General features: G+C 46.9%; 9 protein-coding genes. 7 read left to right on the forward strand and 2 right to left on the reverse strand.

Features of this window, described 5'->3' with window-relative positions:
- Positions 1-47 precede the first annotated feature (47 nt).
- From EXG77_RS02375 to pelG, 5 genes are read left to right on the forward strand one after another with little or no spacing between them, the layout of a single operon-like run.
- Positions 48-1,274: a GAF domain-containing protein gene (locus tag EXG77_RS02375; RefSeq protein WP_023469427.1), complete on the forward strand. Its 1,227-nt coding sequence runs from the start codon at positions 48-50 to the stop codon at positions 1,272-1,274.
- Positions 1,271-2,179, forward strand: coding sequence for a hypothetical protein (locus EXG77_RS02380; protein WP_023469426.1), 909 nt, complete (start codon positions 1,271-1,273; stop codon positions 2,177-2,179). Before EXG77_RS02375 ends, EXG77_RS02380 begins: the two co-directional genes overlap by 4 nt.
- The gene (locus EXG77_RS02385; RefSeq protein ID WP_035396018.1) at positions 2,176-4,011 is read left to right on the forward strand and encodes a DUF2194 domain-containing protein; all 1,836 of its coding nucleotides are present in this window, start codon (positions 2,176-2,178) and stop codon (positions 4,009-4,011) included. The genes EXG77_RS02380 and EXG77_RS02385 overlap by 4 nt, the downstream gene beginning before the upstream one ends.
- A complete protein-coding gene (gene pelF / locus EXG77_RS02390) occupies positions 4,008-5,426 on the forward strand; it encodes a GT4 family glycosyltransferase PelF (protein WP_035396020.1) in 1,419 nt (472 codons plus the stop codon). The genes EXG77_RS02385 and pelF overlap by 4 nt, the downstream gene beginning before the upstream one ends.
- On the forward strand, positions 5,407-6,867 hold the full coding sequence (gene pelG, locus EXG77_RS02395) for an exopolysaccharide Pel transporter PelG (protein ID WP_035396025.1): 1,461 nt from the start codon (positions 5,407-5,409) through the stop codon (positions 6,865-6,867). Before pelF ends, pelG begins: the two co-directional genes overlap by 20 nt.
- A 128-nt stretch (positions 6,868-6,995) precedes the next feature.
- On the opposite strand, the gene galE is transcribed toward pelG, so the two are convergent.
- Positions 6,996-8,003, reverse strand: a complete 1,008-nt coding sequence (gene galE, locus EXG77_RS02400) for a UDP-glucose 4-epimerase GalE (RefSeq protein ID WP_035396028.1) — start codon at positions 8,001-8,003, stop codon at positions 6,996-6,998.
- Positions 8,004-8,076: 73 nt separating this feature from the next.
- The gene (locus EXG77_RS02405; RefSeq protein ID WP_035396030.1) at positions 8,077-9,057 is read right to left on the reverse strand and encodes a hypothetical protein; all 981 of its coding nucleotides are present in this window, start codon (positions 9,055-9,057) and stop codon (positions 8,077-8,079) included.
- A 104-nt stretch (positions 9,058-9,161) separates the two neighbouring features.
- Here EXG77_RS02405 and EXG77_RS02410 point away from each other — a divergent pair, with 104 nt between their 5' ends.
- Positions 9,162-9,863, forward strand: coding sequence for a tyrosine-protein phosphatase (locus EXG77_RS02410; RefSeq protein WP_052017084.1), 702 nt, complete (start codon positions 9,162-9,164; stop codon positions 9,861-9,863).
- Positions 9,864-10,333: 470 nt separating this feature from the next.
- A complete protein-coding gene (locus EXG77_RS02415) occupies positions 10,334-11,353 on the forward strand; it encodes a fatty acid desaturase (protein ID WP_035396031.1) in 1,020 nt (339 codons plus the stop codon).
- Positions 11,354-11,483: the final 130 nt, after the last annotated feature.

Genomic DNA, 11,483 nt, shown 5'->3' on the forward strand with positions numbered 1-11,483 from the left:
CATTTCTTCCATCTTCATACCGATAAAAAACAAAAGGAGTGAATAAAATGATATATACTCAGCACCGGCAAGGCATCAAGTGGATTGAGATGATCGTTAGTATTCTTATTATCGGCACTTTAGACTATATGTTTAACCTTTCGATCTTAAAATGGACGATTGATCCGCTTATTTTTTATATTTTACTTTTTTCTCTCCGTTATGGACTCCTCGGAGCATTCGCGAGTTTTCTGTTTACGATGATTTATCACCTGAGTTCTCTCGCCTGGGCGGGAGAAGACGTCTTACTCTTCGTTTATGATCGTGGCGAATTGTCATGGATCATTTTGCACTTCTTAGTCGCGATTTCATGCGGCATGTTCAGTACTTCTTTCCAAGAACGTTATCTATCCTTACGCTTACGACAAGAGGAAGTGACAGAAGAGAACGAACGGTTGCGCGATACGCTCGAAAAATTGCGCGTTGCGCAAGAGGCAATGCGTAACAAAGTGCTTGAATCCAATCACACGTTGACGAACATTTACCGGATCGGAACAGAACTTGATCAATCCGTCGCGGACATCGTACGCGATAAGCTGTTGCAAATCTTACAGGATTCCTTCGATGCGAAGGAAATCGCGATCTATCACGTTGATGCGTCACGTCGTACGCTTCGTTTGCATATTCGTTTTGGTGATAAGGAACTGTTGCCGCAAACGATGTTCATCGATCCGGAACAAGGCATCTATCAACGGATGTTCCAGAAACAGGCGATTGCCATCCGGACAATTGATGAGACAGATGTCCCGTTACTGATTGCACCAATCCGTTATGACGGACGCATCCAGGAAGTCGTCGTCATTCAATCGATCGCCTTCGAACGTTTGACGAACTATGAGATGCACGTCATGCAATTGATCGTCGATTGGACAGGGTCGCGCATCGAGAAAGCGATGCTGATGGAATGGATCGAGACGCGTCATGAATTGATCGAAGGCACGCGCATCTTTAAACGGGAGCACTTCGAGGAGAAAGTGAAGTATCAAGAATATCGACGCGAGCATTATGGTCAGCCATATAGTCTCGTTCAACTTGATATTCGAAATACACCGTTCTCTCTGATTGAACTGGAATTGATCTTGCGACAATCGATGCGTGAAATTGACCTGATCGGTTTTGATGAAAACACGGAGCACCTCCAATTCTTATTACCCGGAACACCTCAAGAACATGCGAACCGATTCCTCGAACGAATCAAGGCTGTGTACGTTCAAAAAGGAGGGCGTGTCCAATGACGGCACTCCTGCTCATTCTTTATGTACTTCATCTTTTACTCATCGTATTGGCTTATCGTGTACTCGTCTTTCGATTGCCAGAGCAAGAGCGAGGGATCTTAACGTTCGTGTGCTTGTTCAGTGCCGTCCTACCACTTCTCGGTGAAGTACTAGGGGGACTGGCTTATCTGATTTCCCGTCGTTTTGCTTCTTCCGATACGTTACTGGATTACGATGAATATGTGCAGTTCGACGTGATGAATCTCGAAGGACTTCAACAGCAAGCTGCAGACAATATGGAGATGGTTCCGATCAAGGAGGCATTGAACATGGATGCGAAACGCCGGAAGCAATCGATGATTCATTTGACGACATCGTCCTTGAAGGAGACTGGGAAGTATTTGCAATACGGACTTGATCATGATGACTCGGAAACCGTCCACTACGCAGCGACGGTCCGAAATTCCTTATTTGACCGTTATGAAGCAAATCTTCGGCTACGGGAACAACAACTCAATCCGGTAGACGTGACGACGTATCATCTGTTCATTCAGGAATGTAAAACCTTCCTCGACAGTGGTCTATTAGATGAAGGCGGTATCGGTCGACTCGATGAGCGACTTCACCTCGTGCTAGAACAAATGCGCGCTCTCTATCCGACGGATCTCGTCCGGATTGAAGCGGAAGCGGAAATGGCGATACGTCAAGGCGAAGAGGAAAAAGCGATTTCCTTCTACGAAGAGATGATTCAGATCCATCCGACGTTGCCAGACGGATATTTAGCGTTGATTCGTTATTACTTTCAACGGCAGGACTGGACTTCGATCGGTCCGGTGCTCCATCAGTTAAGAACAACAGTAGCAGAAGAGGATATTCCAGAAGAGCATCGCTTCATATTGGAACGTTTGGAAGGAGGAGACCAATGAATAAGAAACCTTATGGCTATCTCATTGGATTATTTGTCGTCTTATTCGTGACGATGGGCATCGTACAGCTGTTTCGTCTCGATTATCCACATCGACTGATTCCTTCTGAAAAAACGAAGGTCCGTTCATTCGAGACAGCAAACACGAAAACGACTGAAGCAAAAGGGGAAGCACTTCGTGTCTACCTGCTTCAAAACGATAGCGATCTATCAAAAGGCGCAATCGAAAATTTCTCGTACGCATTGAAATATGCGAAAATCGATCACCAACGGATTCGCACATCAGACATCAAGATGCTTCAACCGAGTGACCGGACCGTACTAGTCTTATCTGGTGAACATACGAAAGAATGGCCGTACGAGACCATTCGGAAATTCGTCCAACAAGGCGGTCGCTTGTACATCGCCGGTCGCTTCATTGATCCGAAATGGGGCGACTTAGTAGGGGTAGAACGCTTTGGTGATTTTAAAGAGAATGTTAACGGGATGACATTCAAAAAAGATTTATTTCCCGGGTATATCGATTTACCGAAGACTTCTACTTTGTTTGTCCATAGTATTGCGGATGTGACGTTAAAAGATGCCGACGTCAAAATCGAGGCTGATGGGAATCCAATTTTATGGACCCATGAATACGGAAAAGGAGAGGTCTTGTTCTGGAATACTTCTTCGTTACTCGAAAAAAACTCGCGTGGTCTACTCGTCCAGTCCCTGTCATTACTGTTTCCGACATTCGTCAGTCAGCAAGTCGCTGTAAAGCTAGCGCACTTCGATGATTTCCCGGCACCCGTACCAGATGCCTCCAATCCAGCGATTCAGAAAAACTATGATTTGACCGTTAAAGATTTCTTTGCAGAAGTCTGGTGGAAAGACATGCAACGGGTCGCGAAGGAACAGGATGTCATTTATTCCGGATTCATCATCGGAAGCTACAAGAATGCGATTTATGATACGGAAAAACAATTGATTGAAAACATTCGTTTTCCGATGCTGAACTTCGGACGCGGATTATTGAAGATGGGTGGAGAACTTGGTTTACATGGATATAACCACCAACCACTCATCATTAACGGGGAAACGATGGATCCGAGTCTCGGATATATCACTTGGGAGAACCGTAAGCAGATGATGAAAGGTATCGAAGAAGTGAAAACGGCACATCAGTATTTCTTCCCGAACGAGCAATTGCGCAGCTATGTACCACCTTCGAACATCATTGGTCCGACCGGTTTATCCGTCTTAAATGAAGCATTTCCGGATGGATTAATTATCGCGTCTCTTTATATTGGAGACCCATCAAAAGGAAGTTACATTCAGGAGTTCGAACCAGATTCGACCTATAAGAATCTCTATAATTTCCCACGGATCACAAGCGGATATAATGAATCGCCTGAAGACATGTTTGTCTTAGCAGATGCGGTCGCGAACTTCGGACTTGTCTCGCACTTCATCCACCCGGATGACGTCCTTGATGAACGACGCTCAAAAGGGCAAGGATGGCCGACGATGGAACGTTCGATAGAAAAGATGTTCAAAACGATCCATACGGATTATCCGTATCTCGAGAGCATGACACAGTACGATGGCTACAAAAAAATGAAGTTGTATCAAGAATCGAAAATCGATGTTCGTTATTCTAAAACAGCGATTGAGATTTCCGGTAGTCAAATGCTCCTTCCTTCGAAGATGGTCGTTCGTGTCAATGAAGGAAAACTAGCGACCGGGTCCTTCGCGTACGGGCAAGTGCGAAAACTTGGAGATGCGGACGATTTATACGAAGTAGAACTCAAGAAGAACTTCGCGCGCATACCGGTACTGGAGGGATCCCAATGAAGATTGGTTTAGTGTTAGAAGGGAGTTACCCTTATGTCAGTGGTGGCGTCGCTAGTTGGGCACATATGCTGATTCAACAAATGACAGAGCATGAGTTCGAGCTGATCACGATCACACCTACACGCATGACGGAAGCAGAGTTCCGTTACACGCTTCCCGCGAACGTCGTTGGTGTGACGAACCTTCCACTCGATCAAACGCATGAGACGCGTCCGCTAAAACAGACGTTGACGCCGGAGCAGGAAGAGGATATCAAACGATGGATGCGATTCCAAGCGACGAACACGTCGATTTTCCCACTCTTCGGTCAGGCGATCGGAACATCGACGCAATTTTTCTCAAGTCGTCTCTTTTTTGATCTCGTCAAGACGAGTTACCGGGAAGAACGACAAGCTGGCTCCTTCATCGATTATTTATGGATGTGGCGTAGCATGTATGCGCCTGTTCTGGAACTGCTCCAAGCCGACTTACCGACCGTCGATTTGATCCATTCCGCGTCGACGGGATATGCGGGACTCGTCGCAGCGGCGATCAAACAACGCCAACACGTCCCGTTCGTCCTAACGGAACACGGGATCTACTCCCGTGAACGAGAAGAGGAGCTCGTCCAAGCGATGTGGATTCCACAAGAATACCGCATGCACTGGGTGCAGTTCTTCCATCACTTATCACGCGAAGCCTACGCTGGGGCGGACAATATCATCACGCTCTTTGACCGAAACGGTGAATTGCAGCGTGAACTTGGAGCACCTGCCGAAAAAATTCGCGTCATCCCGAATGGAATTGATGCGACAGGACTTGCTGCGTTAGGACATACTCCAAAGCAAGATGTACTCCGGATCGGCGCAATCGTCCGCATTGTTCCAATCAAGGACATCAAGACGATGATCCATGCCGCGAAGGTTTTACAGGAAATGCACGTTCCATTTGAAATGACGATCATGGGTCCGCTTGAAGAGGATCCGGAATACGCCCGTGAATGCCAAGACCAAATCGATCTCTTTGAACTATCAGAGAGTGTGAAACTCGTCGGAAAGGTCGATATCCGGAGCTATCTGCCATCATTTGATGTCTGCTTGTTGACGAGTATTTCCGAAGGTCAACCACTGGCTGTCCTAGAAGGCATGGCTGCAGGGATACCGTGGGTCGTCACTGATGTCGGTGCATGTTCCGAGCTGATCAACGGACGTGAGGATGATCCTTACGGGCCGGCTGGATTCGTCGTGCCACCGGTCAATCCTCGCCGGATCGCAGAACGGTGTGCCTGGTTCCAGTCACATCCGGAAGAAGCGATTCGCTTTGGACGAAATGGGAAAGAACGCGCGCTTGCGTATTACCAGACGCACCGCTTCATCTCGGAGTATCAAACATTGTATCAAGAGAGGGGGGTGACGTATGGCGGGCATCGGGTTTAAGCTTCAAAAATTGTTTCAAGAGGACTATTTCTCATCTCGGTTAAAGGCATATGCTTTCGCTGGACTCGTCACGTCCGGTCCATGGCTCATCGTCATCTTGACGATCGCTGTGACCCAGTGGCTGACGACGTTCCTGTCGATTGCTTCTTTTGAAGAACGGACGACCTTCAATCTGGTCGTCTCATACAGCTTCATTTTTTCACAAGTGTTGCTCGGTATTCAGCAACTCGTCGTCACGCGCTATTTGGCGGACTGTTTCTACGAGAAACGATATGAAGATCTGTTTCCTGCATTTCTAGGTATGACGAAGATGACGATGGCGTTAGGCAGTATCGCCTTTCTCATCTTCCTCAGCTTCTCAAAACTTCCGTTCTTGTTGAACGGGCTGATCTTCATATTGTTCATGACGATCAATTTGATCTGGGTGCATTTCCTATTCTTAAGTGCCGCGAAGTTCTATCAGGCTGTCGCATACAGCTTTTTGATTGGCGGTATCGTAGCTGTCGGATCGGTCTTACTGATTGATCGGTATCTGATGGAGTATGTAACGGGTATCGTGACACCAAGTCTTGCCTTAACGGCAGGTTTCACATTCGGCATGATCATCACGTTATTCGGTCTATTCACCTCGATGTTGTTGACGTTCCCGCAACGCGGGACGAAAAATCAGTTTACCTACTTGAGTTATTTTGATCGTTACCCGGCGCTTTTTTGGACAAGTTTTCTCTACAATATCGGGGTGTGGGTCGGGAACTGGGTCATCTGGTTCTCTGACGGCGGTGCTGTTCATCTCGGGACATTCCGTTATCATCCGTTATACGATACGGCAATCTTCTTATCCTATTTGACGGTCATCCCGACGATGACGATCTTCGTCGTTTCCGTCGAGACGCGTTTCTATGAACGGTATCGCATCTTCTATGGATACGCGAACGAGGGCGGAACGCTGGATCAAGTTGAAAAAGCGCGGGACGCGATGTTACTCGTCTTACGACAGGAGTTACAACGACTGTTTCGAAATCAAGGATTGTTTACGCTGTTCACCTTATTGTTCGCCTCGACGTTGCTCGGTTACCTCGCATTACCTGAAGCAACGATTAGCATCTTCCAAATGACGACGATCGGTGCGTTCTCGAATGCGATGGTTCTCGTCTTGACCCTCTTGTTACTGTATTTTGAAGATCAAAAAGGAGCGGCATGGATTTCATGCGTGTTCTTCTTCTCTAATGGGATTTTAGCCTTGTTGATCGCGCCGTTCGGTTTTTCCGGATACGGTCTCAGCTTCGCGATCGGATCGACCTTGACGTTTGCGTTTGCGCTCATGCGACTCATCCATTATGTCTCGGATATTGATTACCATACGTTTTGTCGGATGGTGTTACCGCCACGCTCGATGCGTTTTACGCGATGGAGTGAACGATTGAATCGTTCGTGGATGTGAAGCGATTAAAGGTTCTTTTGAGTAGATCAATAGCATGTAGGCTAATTTGAAAAGGCGATCCATTTCCGAATTCGTATCGGAAGTGGATCGCCCTTTTTAATTGCAGGTAAAACGATTTATCCTACCTATTATTTTTGATACCCGTCTGGATTTTTAGATTGCCAGCGCCAAGCATCCTTACACATATCATACAAGTCTTTCTCCGCTTTCCATCCGAGGAGGCGTTCTGCTTTTGAAGCATCCGCATAACACGATCCGACATCACCCGGACGTCGTGCCGTGATCTTTCGATCGATTTGCAGAGACGTCGCATCTTCGAACGTCGCGACGAGTTCAAGCACACTTGTCCCTTGTCCCGTTCCTAGATTGAATGCCTCGATCCCGGAATGATCATGATAGAGTGCCTTGATATGTCCTTTCGCTAAGTCGACGACATGGATATAATCGCGGACACCCGTACCATCATCCGTATCGTAATCATTTCCGAAAATTTGAAGGGTGTCGAGTTTTCCAGCAGCAACTTGTGTCACATATGGCATCAAGTTGTTCGGAATACCGTTTGGATCCTCACCGATCAAACCGCTCATATCGGCACCAATCGGGTTGAAGTAGCGGAGTAATGTGATATCCCACGTCGGATCAGCGAACGCGATGTCTTCAAGCATCTGCTCGATCATCAGTTTCGTCGCACCATAAGGATTCGTCGCGGAGCGCGGAGCAGATTCGGTGATCGGTGTCGTCTCCGGCACACCGTAGACGGTCGCAGATGAACTAAAGACAAGTTTTTTGACATCATGCCGGTCCATCACTTCGAGTAGGACGAGCGAACTGATCAGGTTGTTTTGATAGTAGAACAACGGGCGTGATACCGATTCACCAACCGCTTTTAAACCGGCAAAATGAATGACAGCATCAATCGAATGGTTTTGGAAGATCCGTTCGAGTGCCGATTCATCCCGCACGTCCGACTCATAGAATGTGACCGTCCGGTCCGCGATGTGTTCGACACGTTCAAGGGCACTCCGATGACTGTTACTTAAATTGTCGACGACGATGACTTCATGACCCTCTCGTAGCAGTTCGAGACAGGTATGGCTGCCGATATAGCCAGCACCTCCTGTTACTAAAATGTTCATAGGATACCCTCCGTTAAATTCCATTATTTATCTAATAATAGCATAAAGAGAGCGGTTTTTTCTTGATTTTGCTTTACATCCGTTTTGTTAGACGAATCAGCTGAATACGCGACTCGGACTCGATGATCTGGAGATGATAATGGGTGCTTATGCGCAGTCGTCCCGCTGTATTCGTTCGCTGGAACGTCCCAAGACGCGCCAACTCTTTTTGGGAAAGGCGTGGGCTCTTCCAATCGATGGCGTATGCGCGATCATCGATGAGGTGTACGGTGAATGACTCATACGTCCATGTTTCATCTACAGCCGTTTTGATTTTTTGTTTCGGCGTTCCGAGACCGACCCATGTCGTAGCGGGATCATCCAATAGATCGGCCGCTCGTGTTTGTTTCGGGAGTGTCATATATGCGTCCGTCCATTTCAACAGCGCCTGATCCGTCATCATGGAACCAATCGTTTTTTCGGATAGGTCGCTCGCTTTCATATAAGCCTGCGTCCGGTCAGGGAGCTGGATACGCGCACGATCCTTGACGATATCGAGGACAGGGAATGCATCACCAAAGTCGGCGGATTGAAGAACGGTCGAGGAATCAGGATGACGATAAATCGGACTCGATTTCGTGGAGACGAAATGATAGATTACGTCTTTCTTCGCCCATGTCTGATATCCCCATGTAGCAAGCGCACCAATACAGAAGCAAGCGAGCGCGAGGAGGACGAGTCGCCAGGACAAGACTTGCTTTTTCGGTACTGCAGTGGGCGTCGTCTGTTCGAGCGGCATCTCGTCTCCTTCATCTAGTAAAGGAACAGATGTAAGGAAACCATAAAAGTCAGCGATGCTCTCGTGTGGATGACCGTCCAAAAATCGTTGCCACTCTTCTGGACGAACCGTATCTTGTTGAAACGGTCGCGAGGGTGCTATCCCTGTCAGATGAAGGCAGGTCGCATGAAGAGAGGAAGAGGTAGATAAGGACAAGTGGATTCGTTCGTGAAGACGTTTGACATCGGTTTCCGTGTGCGAAGTATAGAATTGTAAAGCGGATAAGGCGCGATGCATAAGGCATCCTCCTTCCTTCTAACGTCAGGATATGTATGAATTTTCCGTTTCCTTTTATGATATCATTTTTTATGGAACGACGAATGAGAAAAGGGGGAAGGACGATGATCGATATTCATAATCATCTCTTGCCGTTGATCGATGAGGGAGCGACTCATGTCGAAGAGACAATCCGCATGGCACGGCGTGCTGTTGCGGAAGAGGTGCGCCGAATCATCGCAACACCATATGCGACGCATGCGACAGCAGAAGAAGTCCAATTGGTCGTAGCAGAGCTGAATGTTTTACTGGCCCAGCGACAGATTCCTGTCCTCGTCTATCCGGGACAACAGACGCGTTTGACACTCGGATTGCGTGATGCGGTCAACCAAGGGCACGTCTTGACTTTAGCGGATACCGCCTATCTGTTAATCGATTGCCCCGACGATCCGCTACCGGTCTATACGGAAGAAATCATGACCGGGTTAATCGAAGACGGGTATTTGCCAATCCTTGCGCAACCGGAAGATAACGCAGAACTTCTCGAGCATCCTGAACGTTTGGTCCAGCTAATTGAAAAGGGCGTGCGTTGTCAACTGGCGACACACAGTATTCTCGGTCATCACGGAGAAGAAAAGAAGCTATTTTGTCAGCGTGCCATTCAAAAAGGATGGGTACACTTCATCGCATCCAACGCTAAAAAAGCAACAGACCATCTTCATCTTATGCCGGCGTATCAACAGATTGAACAGTGGTCTGGAGCGAATGTCGTCAATCGATTAAAATGGAACGCTGAACAAATCTTGGTGTCACCGCCAATTGTCTAATACATGACAGTGAGGATGACTCAACAGTCAGTCTCTACAAAGGTAAGGGTGGCAGAGTGATGAGCTGTCACCTTTACCTCATAACAAAAAGAGTGACGCGTCATACGCCACTCCTACAGGAAAATGCGTATGTTTGCGCTATCAGGGACAAACAAGCCCCAATTTCATGCCTGAATAAGGCAGGAAAACTGACTTGAGTCTCGCCTGAGGAAAGGGCGTGAAAAGAAGCGTCATTCTTTTTTGTCAGCCTCATTTTTTAAAAACTTTTCTAATAAATCAAAATCCTGATAAATATATGATATGATATCATTACTTGGTACTAAAAATATTCAAGCGATTAATCAATATGGGCATGATTACGTTCGAATCTCCGAGGACATCGTCACGTACGCCGCTCAATTCTTTCATTTTTTAGGCATCATCATCATTAGCGTCGTGAACGCTGGAACAACCCGAGGAGGAAGTAATACATGAGTAAAGAAAAAATCGCACAGCTGCGCAAACATGTCTCGCCTTTTGAGAAGGCAGACATCAAGGCCAGCATCCGACAGATGATCAATACGATCCTGCCGTTTCTCGTCATTTGGTTTTTGGCGTATCAAGCACTTCACGTGTCAGCCTGGCTCGCAGTACCGCTTGCGATGATCGCTGCGGGATTCGTCGTGCGGATGTTCATCATCTTCCACGATTGTACACATGGTTCGTTTTTCAAAAACAAAAAAGCGAATGCAATCGTAGGAACCATTACAGGTGTGCTAACGCTATTTCCATACGAAAAGTGGAAACGAGAACATGCGATTCATCACGCTTCAAGCGGTAACTTGGACAAGCGGGGCGTCGGTGATATTTGGGTAATGACAATCGAAGAATGCATTGCGTCATCGAAATGGACGCGATTGAAATATCGACTCTATCGGAACCCGCTCGTCATGTTCGGGCTAGGTCCGTTGCTGTTGATTTTGGTGACAAGTCGTTTCAACCGGAAAGACGCACGGAAGAAAGAGCGTCTTAACACATATCTGATTAACGTATCACTGATCGTTTTGTACGGTCTCTTAATTTACTGGATTGGCTGGCAAGCATTCTTGATCATCCAAGGGACGACGATGTTCACAGCGGGCGTACTCGGTATCTGGTTGTTTTATGTCCAACATACATTCGAAGATTCTTATTTTGAAGATGAAAGCGAATGGGATTACGTCAAGGCTGCGATTGAAGGCAGTTCATATTACGAACTCCCTAAAATATTACAGTGGGTGACAGGAAACATCGGTTTCCATCATGTCCATCACCTGAGTCCACGTGTACCGAACTATCATCTAGAGAAGGCACACGTCTCGACGCCACCCCTTCAAAAGGCGACGACGATCGGTTTGTTCTCTAGCTTAAAATCTTTACGCTATAAACTATACGATGCAAAAAATAAGACGTTCGTCACGTTCCAGGACATCAAGCATCTCCTGCGTGAACCGAAACCGTCATCACTTTAAGCCTGTAGCACTTTATCTTTTTTGAGATAAGGTGCTTTTTGCTTTGAAATCACAAGAAGTTGACCGATAAAGAGTAAGGAATGGAAAAATATAGGCACGACAAAATTGAAAATGTTACTCTAAACTAAAG

Origin of the sequence: Exiguobacterium sp. OS-77, assembly GCF_000414195.2 — a bacterium.
In the GTDB taxonomy this organism is placed as follows: domain Bacteria; phylum Bacillota; class Bacilli; order Exiguobacteriales; family Exiguobacteriaceae; genus Exiguobacterium_A; species Exiguobacterium_A indicum.

What these genes read in the sequence shown, in the direction of transcription:
- pelF (WP_035396020.1), top strand. Translation starts at nt 4,008, where the DNA reads ATGAAGATTGGTTTAGTGTTAGAAGGGAGTTACCCTTATGTCAGTGGT.
- EXG77_RS02410 (WP_052017084.1), top strand. Translation starts at nt 9,162, where the DNA reads ATGATCGATATTCATAATCATCTCTTGCCGTTGATCGATGAGGGAGCG.
- pelG (WP_035396025.1), top strand. Translation starts at nt 5,407, where the DNA reads ATGGCGGGCATCGGGTTTAAGCTTCAAAAATTGTTTCAAGAGGACTAT.
- galE (WP_035396028.1), bottom strand. Translation starts at nt 8,003, where the DNA reads ATGAACATTTTAGTAACAGGAGGTGCTGGCTATATCGGCAGCCATACC.
- EXG77_RS02405 (WP_035396030.1), bottom strand. Translation starts at nt 9,057, where the DNA reads ATGCATCGCGCCTTATCCGCTTTACAATTCTATACTTCGCACACGGAA.
- EXG77_RS02375 (WP_023469427.1), top strand. Translation starts at nt 48, where the DNA reads ATGATATATACTCAGCACCGGCAAGGCATCAAGTGGATTGAGATGATC.
- EXG77_RS02415 (WP_035396031.1), top strand. Translation starts at nt 10,334, where the DNA reads ATGAGTAAAGAAAAAATCGCACAGCTGCGCAAACATGTCTCGCCTTTT.
- EXG77_RS02385 (WP_035396018.1), top strand. Translation starts at nt 2,176, where the DNA reads ATGAATAAGAAACCTTATGGCTATCTCATTGGATTATTTGTCGTCTTA.
- EXG77_RS02380 (WP_023469426.1), top strand. Translation starts at nt 1,271, where the DNA reads ATGACGGCACTCCTGCTCATTCTTTATGTACTTCATCTTTTACTCATC.